A 17,970-nucleotide genomic window follows, 5' to 3' on the forward strand; every position below is an offset into this window, starting at 1 on the left:
CGCTTCGGCCCGTGTTCGGCGCCTTTGCGGAGGGATTCTTCGGACTCGTCCACGCCTGGCTCGTTCCTCGCTGGCGGCTTGACTCCTCCTGCAGAACCCTCCCCGGCGCCCGAACGAAAGAACACCCCCTGGGGTGAAGGTGAGCAGGTAGGGGCACCCCCTGGGGTGAAGGTGAGCAGGTAGGGGCACCCCCTGGGGTGAAGGTGAGCAGGTAGGGGCACCCCCTGGGGTGAAGGTGAGCGGGAGGGTGCTTCCCCGTGGCTGGGGTGGACGGGCAGGAACAGCCTTTTGGCTGGGGCGAGCGGTCAGCTCGCCCCAGCGGCCGGGGTGAGTGAGACGGTCGTACCCCTGCGGCTGGGGTGGAGGGGAACGTGTGCTCCCCGTGACCGGTGTGAGCGGGGCGTCATCTCCGTGTGGTCTCCGAGCCTGCCCGGGATGCGGCAGGATAGGGAGTATGCAGCCTTCGGACTTTTCACCGAACAGTGCGGTTGACCTCGGGGCGCGCAAGGCGGCCTTGGAGCGTGAGGCCAAGCAGCGCGCCGAGGAGTCGGCCGGTCGAACCAATCCCTACTCCGTCCACGTCGACGAGTCCAACTTCCAGCAGGTGCTGGAGCGGTCGATGGCCGCCCCGGTGGTGCTGGCGGTGTTGGCGAGCTGGTCCGAGCAGTCCAAGCAGGTCGAGGCGGCCCTCGACAAGCTCTCCAAGGGCTCCGGCGGCAACTGGATCCTGGCCAAGGTCGACGGTGACGCCAGCCCGCAGCTGGTGCAGGCGCTCCGCGTCTCCGGGACCCCCACGATCATCATCGCGGTCCAGGGGCAGGTCATGCCCCTGATGCAGGGCCCGGCCACCGAGGAGCAGCTGCGTGAGGGCCTGACCCAGGTCTTCACCGCCCTCGCCCAGCAGGGCATGCTGCCCCCCGGCCACCCCGGCACGGTGGACGGCGACCCCTCCGAGGCGCCCGAGGAGGAACCCGAGGCGGAGCCCGAGTCCGACCCGGTGGGCGCGGAAGCCCAGGCCGCCCTGGAACGCGGCGACTTCGACGCCGCCGCGGCGGTGTTCGAGAAGGCTCTCGGGGCCGACCCCAAGAACCCCGAGCTCAAGGCCAAACTCGCCCAGGTCCGCCTGATCGGCCGCCTCCAGGACGTGGACGGCCCCGCCGTGCGCCAGGCCGCGGCCGAGGACCCCACGGACGTGGACGCGCAGATCACCGTCGCCGACATCGACATGTACGGCGGCAACTTCGAGGAGGCCTTCGACCGGCTCATCCGGACGGTCAAGCAGACCGCGGACGGGGACCGCGACAGGGCCCGTGAACACCTGCTGTCCCTCTTCGACCTGCTGCCCGCGGCCGACCCCCGAGTGAACGCGGCCCGCCGCAAACTCACCTCGGCGCTGTTCTGATCCCGAGCCCGGAACGACCCGCACGGGTCGTTCCGGGGCTTTTCTCACGAAAATCCACGAAGCTCACTAAGTCGCCTCGTGTGTAGCAAAACATCACGTATTTACCGGTTTGAAGATCGCGGGGGTAGCGCCGCCGGCGCCGGGTAGGAGATCCGCAACAGCGGTCCACCGGCCCGCGGCGAACCCGGTAGGTGCCCATGTCGACGAACGACGCCCCACGCGCGCACGGCGGTGACCCCGTGGTCACGATCTCGGCGACCTTCGGAGCCGGAGGAAGCGTGATCGGCCCCGCCGTGGCCGCCCGGCTCAACGTCCCCTTCCTCGACCGCGCGGTGCCCAGCGCCGTGGCCGCGGAGATCGGCTGCTCCCTCGATGAGGCACTCCAGCGCGATGACCGTGCCCCGGGCGGTCTCGAACGGCTCCTCGCCAGCGCTGCCCGCCTGCCCACCGTCACGCTGGGCAGCGTGGACACCGCCTTCATCGGCACCACGAACGAGGAGGGGCGGCTCCTCTACGATCACGAGTTCGTCGAGCAGACCGAACGCGTCATCCGGGACGTCGCACGCACCGGCGGCGTGGTCCTGGGGCGGGCCGCCGCGGTGGTCCTGGCCGACCACCCGGGTGCCCTCCACGTCCGGCTGGACGGGGACCGGCAGGCGCGCCTGCGCAGGGCCCGGAGCCTCTGGGACGCGGGGGACCGCCGGGAGTGCGGCGGCCACGGCCGGGGCCCCGCCCCGCCCACTCCCCGGCTCCTGGACGACAACGACCGGGCCCGGGCCGCCTACGTGCGCCGCTTCTACCGTGCGGACCCCGCGGACCCCCGCCACTACCACCTGGTGGTGGACTCCACTGCGCTCTCCACCGACGCCTGCGCCGACGTGGTGGTGCGCGCTGCGGCCGATCGGGCCGAGGGGCCGGGGCGGGTTCACCGTTCGGACACCTCTGACGGTGCATGAATTTATGCGAATTTTTCCGAATGCGTTAATTGTCGCCTTGTGCTGACGCTGCTCCCTTGACTCGGGTAAGGTGAGGCGACTCGGTCTTGGGTTCTCGTGTACAGCCCCCGACCCATGGCCGAGGTCCGCGTGGAACACCCGATGACCGGGTGTCCCGCGGCTGGACGCGTGACCGTCGCGGACCCGGGTCCGAACGGCGCGCAGGCGCCGACGAGGTCCCGCCGGGCCAGGCCACGGAGTGCAGGGCCGTTCGCCCGACCCCCGGTGGAGAGTCCCGACGTCGGCCCGTACGTCCACGGGAGGGGCCGCCGGTGTGCCCCGCGGACGCATGACATCAGCAAAAGCCAAGGAGCAATACGTGGCCACCCTTCCCAGCGTTTCGTACTCCATCACCGTCCGTCTCGAACTGGACGCCGGAGGCAGCGCTGTCGGCAGCCTCACCAACGCGGTGGAGCAGGTCGGCGGCATGATCACGGCTCTGGACGTGGCGGCCGCTGGGCATGAGCGCATCCGCATCGACGTCACCTGCGCCGCCCGCGACACCGAGCACGCCCAGGCCATCGTCGACGCCCTCGGCGCGGTCGAGGGCGTCGCGGTCCACAAGGTCAGCGACCGCACCTTCCTCATGCACCTCGGCGGCAAGATCGAGATGAAGTCCAAGGTGCCCCTGCGCAACCGCGACGAGCTCTCCATGGCCTACACCCCCGGCGTGGCCCGCGTCTCCCAGGCCATCGCGGCGAACAAGGACGACGCCCGCCGCCTGACCATCAAGCGCAACAGCGTCGCCGTGGTCACGGACGGCTCGGCCGTCCTCGGCCTGGGCAACATCGGCCCCGAGGCCGCCATGCCCGTCATGGAGGGCAAAGCCGCCCTGTTCAAACGCTTCGCCGACATCGACGCGTGGCCCATCGCCCTGGACACCCAGGACGTCGACGAGATCGTGCGCACCGTCCAGCTGCTCGCCCCCGGCTTCGGCGGCATCAACCTGGAGGACATCTCCGCCCCGCGCTGCTTCGAGGTCGAGGCCCGTCTGCGCGAACTGCTGGACATCCCCGTCTTCCATGACGACCAGCACGGCACCGCCATCGTGGTGCTCGCCGCCCTGCGCAACGCCCTGCGCGTGGTCAACAAGAAGCTGTCCGAGGTCCGCATCGCCATGTCCGGCGCGGGCGCGGCCGGCACCGCCATCCTCAAACTGCTCATGCACGCCGGTGCGCGCGACGTCATCGTCAGCGACATCCACGGGGCCGTGCACACGGGCCGTGAGGACCTGGACAGCAGCCTGCGCTGGATCGCGGAGAACACCAACCCCGAGGGTTACAGCGGTGACCTCAAGGGCTCGGTGGCCGGAGCCGACGTCTTCATCGGCGTCTCCGCCCCGAACCTGCTCAGCGGCGAGGACATCGCCCGGATGAACGAGGACTCGATCATCTTCGCGCTGGCCAACCCGGACCCGGAGGTCGACCCGGAGGTCGCGCACCTGCACGCGGGTGTGGTCGCCACCGGCCGCAGCGACTACCCGAACCAGATCAACAACGTCCTGGTCTTCCCCGGTTTCTTCCGCGGCCTGCTGGACGCCCAGAGCCACCACGTCACCTCCGACATGATGGTCGCCGCCGCGGTGGCCCTCGCCGACGTGGTCACCGAGGCCGAACTGGGGCCGAACTACATCATCCCGAGCGTCTTCCACCCGGAGCTGTCCAACCACGTGGCCACCGCCGTCCGCGATGTGGCCCAGCGGGGCTCGGCCGAGTAGGGTTCCGCGAAAGCGCCGTGGGGGCGGGCGCCGGCCCGGGAACGGGGTAGGTGTGGAGCATGAACCAGTCGACTCTGACCGGGCGCCTGCTGGTGGCCGCCCCCCTTCTCCAGGAGGACTCCTTCCGCCGTTCGGTGGTGTTCGTCGTCGACGACGCCGACGACGGCACCCTCGGGGTCGTCCTCAACCGCCCGCTCGAGCTGCCGGTGGACGAGGTGATGACCGACTGGGGCGCCTACGCGAGCGCCCCGGCGGTGATGTTCTCCGGAGGGCCGGTCGGCACCGACTCCGGTATCGCCCTGGGCGCCGCCGCGCCGGACGAGGCCCCGCCCGGCTGGTCCCCGCTGGAGGGCACCCCCAGCCCGGACCTGGCCGGGGTCGGGCTGGTGGACCTGGACGCCCCCACGGAGGTCCTCGGTGCCTCCCTGGGGGGTCTGCGCGTGTTCGCGGGTTACGCGGGCTGGAGCGCCGGGCAGTTGACCGGTGAGATCGAGGAAGGCGCCTGGTACGTGGCCGACGCCTTCGCGGACGACCTCTTCGGGGGCGCCCCCGAGGGCCTCTGGTCACGGGTGCTGCGCCGCCAGGGCGGTGAACTGGCCCTGCTGTCGACCTACCCCGACGACCCCGCCATGAACTGAACGGTTCCCGGGAACGCCGTGCCGGGCCGCGGCACCCTATACCGTGGTACACGGACGTTGAAAGGTGTGAGGACGATGTCGATGGATGTCCTGAACAAGGTTCTTCCGGACAGCGAGACCAGGCCGGACATCTCGCACGACGACGGCGACCGGGAGCGGTTCGCCCACTACGTGCAGAAGGAGAAGATCACCCAGAGCGCGGTGACCGGCGACCCGGTGATCGCCCTGTGCGGCAAGGTCTGGGTGCCCAACCGGGACCCGAAGAAGTTCCCCGTGTGCCCCGACTGCAAGAGGGCGTACGAGGAAATGACGAAGTGACGACCCCCGCGGTCGTGCGTGAAGGGCCCTGGCCCGCCCCCGCGGGGTGAACCAGGGCCCTTCGTGTTCCGGGGCCGCGGCCACCGGCGGTGCGGTCAGGCCTCCGTGCGCTGTGCCGTGTCCGGGGCCTGCGCCGTGCCTGCGCGTCGGCGCGAGACGACCAGGACGGTGCCGCCGGCGGCCACCGCGGCCGCGGTCAGTTTCCCGTTCCCGGTCGCCGAACTCGTGGCCATGGGCCGGGCGCCCTGGGCGGGGCTGAGCGCGCCGGACGAGGACGAGGCCCTGACCCGGGACGCCATGGAACGGGTCGGCGTCACCCACCTGGCCACACGGCGCTTCCCCACCCTCTCCGGGGGCGAGCGCGCCCGTGTGATGCTCGCCAGGGTGCTGGCACAGGACACTGACCTGCTGTTCCTCGACGAACCGACCGCGGCTCTGGACATCCGCCACCAGGAACTCGTACTGTCCATCGCGCGTACGCTGGCGTCCCGTGGTGGGGCGGTTATCGTGGTCCTGCACGATTTGGGGCTTGCGGCCGCGTACGCGCACCGTGTGGCGGTACTCTCCGGAGGGCAGATCGCCGCGCAGGGAACCCCCGGCGACGTGTTCAGCGCGTCGCTCCTCAGCGCCGTCTACCAGCACGAGGTCGAAGTCCTGCCGCATCCGCGTACGGGGGTCCCGCTCGTCGTACCCCTCCGGTCACCCGGGTGCACACGAAAGCGTCCACAGGAGTAGGTCGTATTGGTGTCCACAACTGAACGGCAGTCGCACGATGAGCCCGGCTCCTCGGACCAGGACCGGGTACGGCCCCCACGGGGCCGGCGCCGGCGCGCGCGCAAACCCAGGGCCACCCCGGGCGACGTCGTCCGGGGGGTGGTCCGGTTCTTCGGCGAGATCCTCCTGACGGCGGGTCTGCTGATGCTCTTCTACGCCGCCTACGAGGTGTACGGCTCCCAGTGGGAGACCGACCGTGAACAGGAGGGTCTGGCCGAGGGCCTGGACGAGGCATGGGAGGCCGCCGAGGAGCGGGGGCCGGACTCCGAACCGTTGCCGGGCAGCGCGGACAGCCGCCTGTACGTGCCGGAGCTGGACCTGGACTGGGTCGTGGTCAACGGCACCGAGCCCGACGACATCCAGTACAGCCCCGGCCGCTACACCCAGTACGACAGCGCCCCCGGCGAGCTGGGCAACTACGGGATCGCGGCGCACCGGACCCCCGGCCTGTTCTGGGACCTGGACCTGTTGGAGGACGGCGACGTCATGGTGCTGGAGGACGGCGAGAACTTCTACACCTACGAGGTCTTCCGGGAGGAGACCGTGTTGCCCGAGGACTTCTGGGTGGTCAACCCCGACCCCTTCGAGGAGGCTTCCGAGGAGGAGCCCGGACGGGCCCTGATCACGCTCACCACGTGTGCTCCCAAGCTCAACAACACCCATCGGCTCATCGTGTGGGCGGAGCTGGCCGAAACCACACCCAAGTCCGAGGGCATGCCCGACAGCATCGCCCACATGGCGCCGGAAGCCTAGCGGGAGGGACGCACGAATGTACGGTCTGATCTGGCGTATCCTGCCCGGCCCGTGGGCCTCCAAGTTCATCATGGCGGTGGGCCTGCTGGCGGGCGGTGCCGCACTGCTGTGGTTCTTCGCCTTCCCGGCGCTCTCCCCGCACATGCCGTTCAACGACGGCGCGGTGGACACGACCGGTATCGGCTCCGAGGCACCCCAGGGCGAGGACGCCCCCGAGGGTGCCGGGGCCGAGGGCGACACCGTTGAGGGAGAGGGCTCGCGGACGGAAGAGGCACCCGAGGAGAGCGACGGAGCCTAGGCAACGGTTTCGAGCGACGTGCGGCGCGGTGGGGTGAGCACCGTGCCGCTTGTCGTGGGGCACGCGGGGGCGGTGCGCTGTGCGCGGCACCACGGCCGGGGCTCCCGGTCCGGTGCCCGGCGGCCGCTAACCTCAAGCAGGTGAGCAACGGGGGACGGAACGAATGACGGTGACGCAGACCACACCGGAGGATCGCCTGCGCGGCCTTCGGGCCTGGCAGCGGGAGGCCTTCGAGGAGTACTTCCGGCGGCAGCCACGCGACTTCCTCGCGGTGGCCACGCCCGGCGCGGGCAAGACCACCTTCGCCCTCACCCTGGCCAGTGAACTCCTCCAGCGGCACGCGGTGCGCGCCATCACCATCGTCTGCCCGACCGAGCACCTCAAGAAGCAGTGGGCGGAGGCGGCCGCCCGGTTCGGCATCGCCATCGACCCTGACTTCAAGAACGGGCAGGGCGCGCTCGGCCGCCAGTACGTCGGTGTGGCCGTCACCTACGCCCAGGTCGCCGCGCACCCGATGCTGCACCGCAACCGCACCGAGGCGCGCAAGACCCTGGTCATCTTCGACGAGGTGCACCACGCGGGCGACGCCCTCTCCTGGGGCGACGCGGTCCGGGAGGCCTTCGATCCGGCCACGCGCAGGCTCTCGCTGACCGGAACCCCGTTCCGCTCCGACATCAACCCCATCCCGTTCGTGGACTACGTCCAGGACGCCGCGGGGGTGCGCCGCTGTTCGTGGGACTACAGCTACGGTTACGCGCCCGCCCTGGAGGACGGGGTCGTGCGCCCGGTCATCTTCATGGCCTACTCCGGTGAGATGCGCTGGCGGACCCGGGCGGGCGACGAGCTCGCCGCCAGACTCGGCGAGCCCCTCACCCAGGACGCGCTGTCCCAGGCGTGGCGGGCCGCCCTCGACCCCAAGGGCGACTGGATCAAGAAGGTCCTGCACGCCGCGGACCGCCGTCTGACCGAGGTGCGCAAGACCCACCCGGACGCGGGCGGCCTGGTCATCGCCAGTGATCACGAGAACGCCCGGGCCTACTCGCGCATCCTGCGCCAGATCACCGGCAAGGGCGCCACCGTGGTGCTCTCCGACGACCCCACGGCCTCCAGGAAGATCTCCCGCTTCGCCCAGGGCGACGACCGCTGGATGGTCGCGGTCCGGATGGTCTCCGAGGGGGTGGACGTGCCCCGGTTGATGGTGGGCGTGTACGCGACCTCCACCAGCACGGCGCTGTTCTTCGCGCAGGCCATCGGCCGTTTCGTACGGGTGCGCCAGCGCGGCGAGGTGGCCTCGGTGTTCCTGCCCTCGGTGCCGACTCTGTTGGAGTACGCGGGGGAGATGGAACGCGAGCGGGACCACGTCCTGGACAGACAGCCCTCCGACGAGGAGTACCCGGAGGAGGACCTCCTCAAGGAGGCCAACAAGAAGAAGGACACTCCGGACGCGGGGGAGGAGCTCCCGTTCGAGACGATGGAGTCCGCCGCCGAGTTCGACCGGGCCCTCTACGACGGCCTGGAGTACGGCAGCGGCGCGCCCGGATCCAGTGAGGAGGAGGACTTCCTCGGGCTCCCCGGACTGCTCGACCCCGACCAGGTGTCCCAGCTGCTGCGCAAGCGCAAGGCCGACCTCAAGGCCAGCGAGCTCCGGGCCAAGGGCAGGGCCGAACCCGAAGAGGACTCGGGGCCCACCCACGAGGTCCTCGCCGAGCTGCGCAAGGAACTCAGCAACCTGGTCGGTGCGTGGCATCACCGCACCGGGAAGCCGCACGGGGTGATCCACAACGAGCTGCGCCGCGCATGCGGGGGCCCGCAGGTCGCGCAGGCCACCCCGCCGCAGATCCGGGAGCGCATCGCCAAGATCCGTGCCTGGGCCGTGGGCCAGAAGTAGGGCGCAGGAAGCGGGGCGCAGACAGCCGCCAACCGGCGAAATCGGGCAAATACTTAGCAAGGCCGCGCAAGGCTCCAAAACAGCGTGCAAGAGAATAGCTACAGTCCGTGAGGTGATGGGACGAAGCCTGCGCGGCGGCTCAGCCGCGACCCGGTCCGGACTGGCCCTGTGCGCTCTCGCGCTGACTGGTCTGGTGGCGAGCACGCTGCCCGGCCCCGACGGCCCCGAGCCCGTGCGGGCCGACACGGCGGCCCCGGACGCGTACTGCCCGCCGGGCACGGAGCCGGGCCCCGAGGCGCCGCCCGGCACACCGGCCAGGGTCGCCGACCCGGGGGCGGTCGTCGGGCCCGAGACGGAGGTCACCCCGGAGCAGGCCGCCGAGTACGAGGAACAGCTGAACCAGGCCCTGGTCCCCCTACGGGGTCACGAGCTCGCCCCGCCGTACACCGTGCCGGTGGTCGTGCACGTGATCTCCGCCGAGGACGGCCGGGGCGAGGTGAGCGACCGCCGGATCCGGGAACAGGTCGACGTCCTCAACCGTGCCTACCGGGGCGGCTACGCGGTCGGTTCCGAGGGCGCCGACACGGGATTCCGCTTCGAACTCTCCGAGATCACCCGCACGGCCGACGACACCTGGTTCGACGACTTCAACCGCCACCGCGACACCATCCGGGCCCGCCTGCGCCAGGGCGGCGCCGAGACCCTGAACGTCTACACCGCCGAACTCGGCTCCGGGCTGCTCGGCTACTCCACCTTCCCGCAGGACCACTCCGCCCGGCCGGACCAGGACGGTGTCGTGCTCGCACACGACTCCCTTCCCGGCGGCGGCCGGGACCGCTTCGACGAGGGACACACCGGTACCCACGAGGTGGGCCACTGGCTGGGCCTGTTCCACACCTTCCAGAACGGCTGCCGCAACCCGGGCGACTACGTGGACGACACCCCCTACGAACGCGAGGCCGCTCCAGGCTGCCCGAAGGGCCGGGACACCTGCCCCGAACGCCCGGGCAGGGACCCCGTCACCAACTTCATGAACTACAGCGACGACGCCTGCATGACCCACTTCACCCGGGGGCAGGCCCGCCGCATGGTCGAGCACTGGGTCGCCTTCCGCGACGGTTCCGCGCGGTAGGGCGGACGGCACCGCGGGGCGCGCCCCCGGCCGCGCCCCGCCGGGCGGGAAGGCGACGCCGGGCGCCGATAGGCTGGACCCATGGCAGCGAACACCTATCTGACCGGGATCAAGCCCACCGGCGACTTCCACCTGGGCAACTACATCGGCGCGATCAAGCCGGCCCTGGCGGCGGCCGCAGCTGAGGCGTCCGAGACGTTCTACTTCATCGCGGACTACCACGCGCTCAACATCATCAAGGACGCGGACGAACTCCGCCAGAGCATCCGGTCGGGCGCTGCCACCTGGCTGGCCTGCGGCCTCGACCCCGAACGCACGGTCATCTACCGCCAGTCCAGCATCCCCGAGACCTTCGAGCTCACCACCATCCTGAGCACCCTCACCCCCAAGGGGCTCATGAACCGCGCGCACGCCTACAAGGCCGCGCGCGACCGCAACAACGAGGCCGGGATCACCGAGCTCGACGCCGGGATCAACATGGGTCTCTTCAACTACCCCATCCTCATGGCGGCCGACATCCTCATCATGGAGGGCCAGCGCGTCCCCGTGGGGCGCGACCAGTCCCAGCACATCGAGTACACCGCCGACCTCGCCGGGTACTTCAACCACCGCTACGGGGACAGCTACAGCTTCCCGATCCCCAAGGGCGTCATCGACGACAGCGAGGCGAGCATCCTGCCCGGCGTCGACGGCCGCAAGATGAGCAAGTCCTACGACAACCACATCCCGCTCTTCCTGCCGGAGAAGAAGCTCCGCAAGGCCATCAACCGGATCCCCACCGACTCCACCCCGGTCGAGGACCCCAAGGACCCGGACTCCTCCGTGCCGTTCCAGCTCCTCACGCACTTCGCCGACGCCGGCAAGGTGGCCGACGTGCGCAAGCGCCTGGAAGCGGGCGGTATGGGCTGGGGCGACCTCAAGAAGGAGCTGTTCGAGGCGGTCAACGCCGAACTCGGCCCCAAGAGGGAGCGCTACGAGGAGCTCATGGCCTCCGAGACCGAGCTCGACGACATCCTCGCCTCCGGTCTCGAGCGCGCCCGCACGCGGGCACGCCGGGTGCTCGGCGACGTCCGAGCCGCCATCGGCATCGACTAGCGGCAACACGCACCGAGGGGCGGAGGCGATCAGGTCGCCTCCGCCCCCTCCGGTCCACGACCGGGTTCAGCCGACCAGCGGCTCGCCCTCCAGCGACACCCCGGCCCCGCGCAGCTGCTCCAGTGCGGCGTCCACCGTGGTCCCGGACACGCCCGCGGTCAGCCCGAGCAGTACCCGGGTCCGGAAGCCCTCCTTCCGGGCGTCCAGCGCGGTTGCGCGTACACAGTGGTCGGTGGCGATGCCCACCACGTCCACCTCGTCCACGTCCCGGGCCCTCAGCCAGGCCGCCAGGTCCGCCCCGCCGTCCCCGGCCGTGCCCTCGAAACCGCTGTAGCCCGCCGAGTACTGGCCCTTGCTGAAGACCTCATCGGCCACCGAGGGGTCGAAGTCGGCGTGGAACTCCGCACCGGGGGTGCCCGCCTCACAGTGCCGGGGCCAGCTGTCCACGAAGTCGGGGTCGTCGGAGAAGTGCGCTCCGGGGTCGATGTGGTGGTCGCGGGTGGCCACCACGTGGTCGTACTCGTTGCTGTTGGCACGCGCGTACTCGGTGACGGCGGCCGCGGTCCGGGCGCCGCCGTCGACGCCCAGGCTGCCGCCCTCACAGAAGTCGTTCTGCACGTCCACCACGATGAGTGCCCTGGTCATCTCGGCACCTCTCTTCCTTGTCGCTCGGGGTCAGTGGAAGACCGTCGGCAGCGCGGCCTCACCACGCGACATCCGCAGCGCCTGTTCGGGGAGTTCCGCCACGGTCGCGCGGTGGCGTTCGCGCGCCTCGTGCACGCTCTCACGCCCCACCGTCTCGCCGTCGGTGACCAGCGGCCGCAGCAGCGGCCGGGTTCCGACCAGTTCGGGCGGCTCGTGCGGGAACACCTCCTCGGCCACGGCGACGTCCCTGTCGTCCAGCCGTCGCACCGCCCACTTGCGGCCGCCCCGGCTGGGTTTGCCGATCGAACGCTTGGCGACCGGCTCCAACGGAGCGTTCGGCTCCAGGCCCCGGGCCCGTGCGACCAGCTTGTACACCAGTGAGACGGTCGGGGCGCCCGAGCCCGTCACCAGGGACGTACCCACTCCGTAGCCGTTCACGGGTGCCACGGCCAGGGCCTGGATCGAGTGCTCGTCCAGGTCGCCGGTGACCACGATGCGCGTTCCGGTCGCTCCGAGGGCGTCCAGCTGGTCGCGGACGCGGGAAGCGGTCGCCGCCAGGTCGCCGGAGTCGATCCGGACCGCGCCGAGTTCGGGCCCGGCCAGTTCCACCGCGTGGCGTACCGCGCGTTCGACGTCGTAGGTGTCCACCAGCAGGGTGGTCCCGGCGCCCATGGACTCCAACTGCGCCTTGAAGGCGTGCTGTTCGCTGTCGTGCAGCAGGGTGAAGGCGTGCGCGGCGGTCCCGCCGGTCGGCACCCCGTAACTGCGTCCGGCCTCCAGGTTGGAGGAGGTCGCGAAACCGGCCACGTAGGCGGCGCGGGCAGCGGCCGCGGCGGAGCGCTCGTGGGTGCGCCGGGAGCCCATCTCGATCAGGGGCCGATCGCCCGCGGCCACGGACATCCGGGTGGCGGCGGAGGCGATCGCGCTGTCGTGGTTGTACACCGACAGCGCGAGTGTCTCCAGGACCACGGCCTCGGCGAAGGAGCTCTCCACCACCAGGATCGGTGACCCCGGGAAGTAGGCCTCACCCTCGCCGTAGCCCCACACGTTCCCGGAGAAGCGGTACTCGGAGAGCCAGTTCAGCGTGGGCTCGTCCACGACCCCGTTGTCGGACAGGAAGTCCAGTTCCTCGCTGCGGAAGCGGAAGCGCTCCAACAGGTCCAGGAAGCGTCCGGTCCCCGCCACGACCCCGTAGCGGCGCCCCTCGGGCAGGCGTCGGGCGAACATCTCGAACACCGACCGGCGTGCGGCGGCCCCGCTGTGCAGGGCTCCCTGGAGCATCGTCAGTTCGTAGTGGTCGGTAAGCAGCGCGCTGCTGCTGTCCTCGCTCATAGGGGCGAGCCTATGTGTTCGGGGCCGGGCCCCGACGGTCGCCCCGGCAGCGGCGAGCCGCGGGTAGGGGCACCCCCGGCCACCTCCCGGGCAACAATACCCACCTGGTTGGTAGAGAAAAGTTCTTCGGTAGTCTGGACGCATGCTGAGGATTGACCGCTCGATCTACGACCAGATCGTCGCCCACGCCCGCCGCGACCACCCGGACGAGGCGTGCGGTGTCGTCGCCGGGCCCGAGGGCTCCGACCGCCCCGAGCGGTTCGTCGAGATGATCAACGCCGAACGGTCACCGACCTTCTACCGATTCGACTCCCTCGAACAGCTCAGGGTCTGGCGCGAGATGGACGACCGCGACGAGGTTCCCGTCGTGATCTACCACTCCCACACCGCGACCGAGGCCTACCCTTCGCGCACCGACATCTCCTACGCCTCCGAACCCGGCGCCCACTACGTCCTCGTGTCCACCCGGGAGGCGGACAGCGTCGAGTTCCGCTCGTACCGGATCATCGACGGCGAGGTCACCGAGGAACCGGTGGAGATCACCGAAACCAGCGGCGACCAGTAGGTACCGCGACCGACAGGCCCGCCGCTCGCAGCGCCGCCGGGAACACCGGAATGGGAGCGGCGGACCGCCTGTTGGACATGAACGCACAACAACGACCGTTTACGGAGTCACCTTCATGGCCATCGAGGTCCGCATCCCCACCATCCTGCGCAACCTGACCGACGACGCCAAGGTCGTCGAGGGCACCGGCGACACCATCAGCGAGCTGGTCGCCGACCTGGACAACCGCTACCCCGGCATCGCCGAGCGTCTGGTGGACGGCGGCAAGCTGCGCCGCTTCATCAACGTCTACCTCAACGACGAGGACGTCCGCTTCGTCGGCGGGCTTGAGGCCAAGCTCTCCGACGGTGACAACGTGACCGTCCTTCCCGCCGTCGCCGGCGGCTCCCGCTAAGGAAGCCATGCGCTACGACTCCCTGCTCGACTCCCTCGGCGGTACGCCGTTGGTCGGTCTGCCACAGCTCTCACCCTCACCGGACGTGCGGTTGTGGGCGAAGCTGGAGGACCGCAACCCCACCGGCTCGATCAAGGACCGCGCCGCGTACTTCATGATCGAGCAAGCCGAGAAGGACGGGCTGCTCTCACCCGGGTGCACCATCCTGGAGCCGACGTCGGGGAACACCGGCATCTCGCTGGCCATGGTCGCCAAGCTGCGCGGCTACCGGATGGTCTGCGTCATGCCGGAGAACACCTCCGCGGAGCGCAAGCAGCTGCTCGCCATGTGGGGCGCCGAGGTCCACTTCTCCGAAGCGGCGGGCGGTTCCAACGAGGCCGTCCGGGTCGCCAAGGAGATGGCCGCGGCCAACCCCGACTGGGTGATGCTCTACCAGTACGGCAACCTGGCCAACGCCCGGGCCCACTACGAGACCACCGGGCCCGAACTGCTGACCGACCTGCCGGAGATCACCCATTTCGTGGCGGGTCTGGGCACCACGGGAACCCTCATGGGGGTGGGTCGCTACCTGCGCGAGCACAGACCCGGTGTGCAGATCGTGGCCGCCGAACCCCGGTACGGCGAGCTGGTCTACGGGCTGCGCAACCTTGACGAGGGGTTCGTTCCCGAGCTCTACGACGAGGCCGTCCTCACCACCCGTTTCTCGGTGCCCTCGGACGCCGCGCTCAAGCGGACCCGGCAGCTCCTGGACAAGGAGGGCATCTTCGCGGGAATCTCCACGGGCGGTGCCCTGCACGCCGCACTGGGCATGGCCAGGAAGGCCGAGAAGGAGGGGCGCGCGGCTGACATCGCGTTCGTCATCGCCGACGCCGGTTGGAAGTACCTCTCCACCGGTGCCTACGAGGGAACCCTCGCGGAGGCGGAGGAACGCCTGGACGGTCAGCTCTGGGCCTGAACCCGGACTGTTCGGGTCCCGACCCGTCGCGGAGGCCGATCACCCGATGAGGGGATCGGCCTCCGTCGTATCCCCAAGCACCACTCGGGGAAACGGTCAAAGATGGTCAATCAGTGTGAAAAATTCACACGTGATACACGTCGCCTGAGATGCGGGCCACATTTTGTACCACCCGGGCGGCCATTGGGGTACACCCGTAACAACGGGACATCCGCAGAACCAGCCGCTCCCCGCGCTCCCCGTACACATCACCCAGGGGCCACGGAGACAGCGCGGCCGATCGAAAAGGCGACGACGACGTGCGACTCACGATTATCGGGTCCTCCGGGAGCTTCCCCGGGCCGGACAGCCCGGCCTCCTGTTACCTGGTCGAAGCCGGCGGCTTCCGCCTCCTGCTCGACCTGGGAAACGGCGCGCTCGGCGCCCTGCAGCGCCATGTCGACCTGTACTCCGTCGACGCCGTCTTCCTCAGCCACCTGCACACCGATCACTGTGCGGACATGTGCGCCTACTGGGTGGCCCGCATGTACTCGCCGGACGGCGCCAAGTCCGCCATCCCCGTCTACGGACCCGAAGGCGTCGCGAACCGTCTCGCCGAGATCTACGGGCTGAACCCGGACCCCGGCATGACCGAGGTCTTCGACTTCCACGAACTGACCCCGGGCGAGTTCCGGATCGGTCCGATGACCGCCCGCGTCGACCGGGTCAACCACCCGGTCGACGCCTTCGGTATCCGCCTGGAGCACGAGGGCGCCAGCCTGACCTACTCCGGCGACACCGGTTCCTGCGACTCCCTCGTCGAACTGGCCCGCGACACCGACCTGTTCCTGTGCGAGGCGGCCTTCCACGACCACCGCGAGCACCCCAAGGACATGCACCTCACCGGCAGCGAGGCGGGCGACCACGCCACCCGCGCCCGTGCCCGCAGGTTGCTGCTCACCCACCTTGTGCCGTGGAACGACGACGACGTCACGATGACCGAGGCGCGCACCACCTTCGAAGGCCCCATCGAGCTGGCCCGCGGCGGGCAGGTCCGCGAGATCGGCGCCTGATCCGTGTCTTGAGACCACTCGGGCGCGGAACGTGTGGCACGGGTCCCACCGGGCCCGGCACATCCCCGCCCAGCACCCCGGGGCGCCGTCCGGATATACGCTCGTGTCCATGGCCCGACCTGACGGACGCGTTCCGACCCAACTCCGCCCCGTGAACATCCACCGCAACTGGCTCCGCCACGCGGAAGGCTCCGCGCTCATCGAGTTCGGGGACACCCGAGTACTCTGCGCGGCCTCCGTCGAGGACGGTGTGCCCCGATGGCGCCGGGGCACCGGCGAGGGTTGGGTCACCGCCGAATACGCGATGCTTCCCCGTTCCACCGACACCCGTGGCGCCCGTGAGTCGGTGCGCGGCAAGATCGGTGGGCGCACCCACGAGATCTCCCGGCTGATCGGCCGCTCCCTGCGCGCCGTCGTCGACTTCAAGGCGATGGGGGAGCACACCATCACCCTGGACTGCGACGTGCTCCAGGCCGACGGCGGTACCCGTACCGCGGCGATCACCGGCGCCTACGTGGCGCTGGCCGACGCGATGAAGCACCTGCGCAAGCGCCGCAAGCTCAAGAACAACCCGCTGATCGACTCGATCTCCGCGGTCAGCGTCGGCGTGGTGCAGGGTCAGCCCCGGCTGGACCTGAACTACCTGGAGGACTCGGTCGCCGACACCGACATGAACGTCGTGCTGACCGGCGACGGCAAGTTCGTCGAGATCCAGGGCACGGCGGAGGGGCAGGGCGCCGCCTTCGACCGTGAACTGCTCAACAAGCTGCTCGACCTGGCCTCCGCCGGGTGCGAGGAACTGACCGCCATCCAGAAGAAGGCACTGTCGGAGTGAGGACCGCGAGCGGCGTCGGCGTCCGGATCGGCGGCGTTCCCGGTGAAGGAGGAACGGTGAGACTCGTTCTGGCCACACGCAACGCGAAGAAGGTGCCGGAGATGCGCGCCATCCTCGCGGAGGCCGGGGTGGAGGCCGAGGTCCTGGCCCTGGACGCGTTTCCGGACGCGCCCGAGGTGCCCGAGACCGAACCCTCCTTCATCGGCAACGCCCTGCTCAAGGCGCGGGCGATCACGGCGCACACGGGGCTCCCCGCGATCGCTGACGACTCCGGGCTGAGCGTGGACGAGCTCCGCGGGATGCCCGGGGTGCTGTCCGCCCGCTGGTCCGGCCGTTTCGGGAAGGGCGACCAGGACCGGGCCAACCTGGACCTGGTGCTCGACCAGCTCGCGGACACACCCGCTGAGCGCAGGGGGGCGGAGTTCGTCTGCGCCGCGGTCCTGGTGATGCCGGACGGGACCGAGGCCGTCGCCGAAGGCGTGCTGCGCGGCCGGCTCGTCAACGAACGCCGGGGGGAGAACGGGTTCGGCTACGACCCCGTCTTCGTCCCCGAGGGTGAGAGCCGCACGACGGCGGAGCTTTCCGCGCAGGAGAAGAACGCGATCAGCCACCGGGGAATCGCCTTCCGTCAGCTCGCCCGTGAGCTGGCGGACATGGTCTGACCCGCGGTTGGCGCCAGGCAGTGGGACCGGGGGCGGATGCGGGGCCCGAACGGGGCCGTGCACCCGCCCCCACCTGCTTCCGGGAAAAACCTCGATCCGATGGTTTGGCCTGGCGGCTGCCGGGGGATGATGGCTGTTGTCTGACAAGCAAGCCACGCTAAGCACAGGCCCCGGGTGTGGGCCGAGCGGATCGAGGCGTCGCTCCGCGGACCAGGGCGAGAACCCGAGATGACGGGGGCTCCCAGGCCGACGCGGAACGTCCGGGCAGAGCGGGGTTCCCCCCCACAGTCCGGACGGATTTGACGTCCCTGGGTCGATTACCTAGACTCACCGAGTCGCTGCGGGACGGCGGGCGGAGCCACTTCAGGTTCCAGCCCAGAACCGGGCCGCGATCACAGACACCTCTTCCGAAAGACAGTGGTTCGAGCAGTGCTCGGAACATGTAAACTTCGGAGAGCCGCTTCAAAAGCCCGGTGGAAACGCCAAGGCAAACGAAGCACACGGGCTTTACCCCGAACAG

The 17,970-nt window shown here is 70.2% G+C and carries 19 protein-coding genes; 17 read left to right on the forward strand and 2 right to left on the reverse strand.

The annotated features are described in order from the left end of the window. The first annotated feature begins 454 nt into the window (after positions 1-454). From IE195_RS21880 to IE195_RS21930, 11 genes are all read left to right on the forward strand, one after another. Positions 455-1,402 carry a tetratricopeptide repeat protein gene (locus tag IE195_RS21880; RefSeq protein WP_191274582.1) on the forward strand — a complete coding sequence of 316 codons (948 nt, stop codon included), beginning with the start codon at positions 455-457 and terminating at the stop codon, positions 1,400-1,402. 197 nt (positions 1,403-1,599) lie between these two features. Further along, positions 1,600-2,358: a cytidylate kinase-like family protein gene (locus IE195_RS21885; protein ID WP_191274583.1), complete on the forward strand. Its 759-nt coding sequence runs from the start codon at positions 1,600-1,602 to the stop codon at positions 2,356-2,358. Between the two features lie 358 nt (positions 2,359-2,716). Beyond that, positions 2,717-4,114: an NAD-dependent malic enzyme gene (locus tag IE195_RS21890; protein WP_191274585.1), complete on the forward strand. Its 1,398-nt coding sequence runs from the start codon at positions 2,717-2,719 to the stop codon at positions 4,112-4,114. Positions 4,115-4,173: 59 nt separating this feature from the next. Then, a complete protein-coding gene (locus IE195_RS21895; protein ID WP_191274587.1) occupies positions 4,174-4,752 on the forward strand; it encodes a YqgE/AlgH family protein in 579 nt (192 codons plus the stop codon). Positions 4,753-4,827: 75 nt separating this feature from the next. After that, positions 4,828-5,070, forward strand: coding sequence for a DUF3039 domain-containing protein (locus IE195_RS21900; protein ID WP_191274589.1), 243 nt, complete (start codon positions 4,828-4,830; stop codon positions 5,068-5,070). Positions 5,071-5,205: 135 nt separating this feature from the next. Further along, complete coding sequence (locus IE195_RS21905) at positions 5,206-5,805, forward strand: ATP-binding cassette domain-containing protein (RefSeq protein ID WP_229826370.1); 600 nt, start codon at positions 5,206-5,208, stop codon at positions 5,803-5,805. 6 nt (positions 5,806-5,811) lie between these two features. After that, positions 5,812-6,597, forward strand: a complete 786-nt coding sequence (locus IE195_RS21910) for a class E sortase (protein WP_191274591.1) — start codon at positions 5,812-5,814, stop codon at positions 6,595-6,597. Between the two features lie 16 nt (positions 6,598-6,613). Further along, positions 6,614-6,895, forward strand: coding sequence for a hypothetical protein (locus IE195_RS21915; RefSeq protein WP_191274593.1), 282 nt, complete (start codon positions 6,614-6,616; stop codon positions 6,893-6,895). A 163-nt stretch (positions 6,896-7,058) separates the two neighbouring features. Continuing rightward, positions 7,059-8,783 (forward strand): DEAD/DEAH box helicase, encoded by a 1,725-nt coding sequence (locus tag IE195_RS21920; RefSeq protein ID WP_191274595.1) that lies wholly within the window; start codon positions 7,059-7,061, stop codon positions 8,781-8,783. Positions 8,784-8,898: 115 nt separating this feature from the next. After that, positions 8,899-9,915: a zinc metalloprotease gene (locus IE195_RS21925; protein ID WP_191274597.1), complete on the forward strand. Its 1,017-nt coding sequence runs from the start codon at positions 8,899-8,901 to the stop codon at positions 9,913-9,915. Between the two features lie 81 nt (positions 9,916-9,996). After that, positions 9,997-11,010, forward strand: coding sequence for a tryptophan--tRNA ligase (locus IE195_RS21930; RefSeq protein ID WP_191274599.1), 1,014 nt, complete (start codon positions 9,997-9,999; stop codon positions 11,008-11,010). Between the two features lie 66 nt (positions 11,011-11,076). Here IE195_RS21930 and IE195_RS21935 read toward each other — a convergent pair whose 3' ends face one another. Together IE195_RS21935 and IE195_RS21940 are read right to left on the reverse strand one after the other, a co-directional pair. Beyond that, a complete protein-coding gene (locus tag IE195_RS21935) occupies positions 11,077-11,655 on the reverse strand; it encodes a nicotinamidase (protein WP_191274601.1) in 579 nt (192 codons plus the stop codon). 30 nt (positions 11,656-11,685) lie between these two features. Next, the gene (locus tag IE195_RS21940) at positions 11,686-12,987 is read right to left on the reverse strand and encodes a nicotinate phosphoribosyltransferase (protein ID WP_191274603.1); all 1,302 of its coding nucleotides are present in this window, start codon (positions 12,985-12,987) and stop codon (positions 11,686-11,688) included. Between the two features lie 142 nt (positions 12,988-13,129). Here IE195_RS21940 and IE195_RS21945 point away from each other — a divergent pair, with 142 nt between their 5' ends. The 6 genes from IE195_RS21945 (at position 13,130) to rdgB (ending at position 17,450) form a co-directional block, all read left to right on the forward strand. After that, complete coding sequence (locus IE195_RS21945; RefSeq protein ID WP_191274605.1) at positions 13,130-13,552, forward strand: M67 family metallopeptidase; 423 nt, start codon at positions 13,130-13,132, stop codon at positions 13,550-13,552. A 115-nt stretch (positions 13,553-13,667) separates the two neighbouring features. Beyond that, entirely contained in the window at positions 13,668-13,946 is a 279-nt protein-coding gene (locus tag IE195_RS21950; RefSeq protein WP_191274607.1) for a MoaD family protein, read from the forward strand. 7 nt (positions 13,947-13,953) lie between these two features. After that, positions 13,954-14,901, forward strand: a complete 948-nt coding sequence (locus IE195_RS21955; RefSeq protein ID WP_191274610.1) for a PLP-dependent cysteine synthase family protein — start codon at positions 13,954-13,956, stop codon at positions 14,899-14,901. A 299-nt stretch (positions 14,902-15,200) separates the two neighbouring features. Then, positions 15,201-15,953 (forward strand): MBL fold metallo-hydrolase, encoded by a 753-nt coding sequence (locus IE195_RS21960; protein WP_191274612.1) that lies wholly within the window; start codon positions 15,201-15,203, stop codon positions 15,951-15,953. Positions 15,954-16,062: 109 nt separating this feature from the next. Next, complete coding sequence (gene rph / locus IE195_RS21965; protein WP_191274614.1) at positions 16,063-16,788, forward strand: ribonuclease PH; 726 nt, start codon at positions 16,063-16,065, stop codon at positions 16,786-16,788. Positions 16,789-16,844: 56 nt separating this feature from the next. Beyond that, entirely contained in the window at positions 16,845-17,450 is a 606-nt protein-coding gene (rdgB, locus tag IE195_RS21970) for an RdgB/HAM1 family non-canonical purine NTP pyrophosphatase (RefSeq protein WP_191274623.1), read from the forward strand. The last annotated feature ends 520 nt before the right edge of the window (positions 17,451-17,970 follow it).

It is taken from the genome of Nocardiopsis terrae, from assembly GCF_014651695.1.
Taxonomy (GTDB): Bacteria; Actinomycetota; Actinomycetes; order Streptosporangiales; family Streptosporangiaceae; genus Nocardiopsis; species Nocardiopsis terrae.

Excerpts from the sequence above, each read along its gene's own strand:
- IE195_RS21880 (WP_191274582.1), top strand. The coding sequence starts at position 455 with ATGCAGCCTTCGGACTTTTCACCGAACAGTGCGGTTGACCTCGGGGCG.
- IE195_RS21885 (WP_191274583.1), top strand. The coding sequence starts at position 1,600 with ATGTCGACGAACGACGCCCCACGCGCGCACGGCGGTGACCCCGTGGTC.
- IE195_RS21895 (WP_191274587.1), top strand. The coding sequence starts at position 4,174 with ATGAACCAGTCGACTCTGACCGGGCGCCTGCTGGTGGCCGCCCCCCTT.
- IE195_RS21900 (WP_191274589.1), top strand. The coding sequence starts at position 4,828 with ATGTCGATGGATGTCCTGAACAAGGTTCTTCCGGACAGCGAGACCAGG.
- IE195_RS21915 (WP_191274593.1), top strand. The coding sequence starts at position 6,614 with ATGTACGGTCTGATCTGGCGTATCCTGCCCGGCCCGTGGGCCTCCAAG.
- IE195_RS21920 (WP_191274595.1), top strand. The coding sequence starts at position 7,059 with ATGACGGTGACGCAGACCACACCGGAGGATCGCCTGCGCGGCCTTCGG.
- IE195_RS21925 (WP_191274597.1), top strand. The coding sequence starts at position 8,899 with ATGGGACGAAGCCTGCGCGGCGGCTCAGCCGCGACCCGGTCCGGACTG.
- IE195_RS21930 (WP_191274599.1), top strand. The coding sequence starts at position 9,997 with ATGGCAGCGAACACCTATCTGACCGGGATCAAGCCCACCGGCGACTTC.
- IE195_RS21935 (WP_191274601.1), bottom strand. The coding sequence starts at position 11,655 with ATGACCAGGGCACTCATCGTGGTGGACGTGCAGAACGACTTCTGTGAG.
- IE195_RS21940 (WP_191274603.1), bottom strand. The coding sequence starts at position 12,987 with ATGAGCGAGGACAGCAGCAGCGCGCTGCTTACCGACCACTACGAACTG.
- IE195_RS21945 (WP_191274605.1), top strand. The coding sequence starts at position 13,130 with ATGCTGAGGATTGACCGCTCGATCTACGACCAGATCGTCGCCCACGCC.
- IE195_RS21950 (WP_191274607.1), top strand. The coding sequence starts at position 13,668 with ATGGCCATCGAGGTCCGCATCCCCACCATCCTGCGCAACCTGACCGAC.
- IE195_RS21955 (WP_191274610.1), top strand. The coding sequence starts at position 13,954 with ATGCGCTACGACTCCCTGCTCGACTCCCTCGGCGGTACGCCGTTGGTC.
- rph (WP_191274614.1), top strand. The coding sequence starts at position 16,063 with ATGGCCCGACCTGACGGACGCGTTCCGACCCAACTCCGCCCCGTGAAC.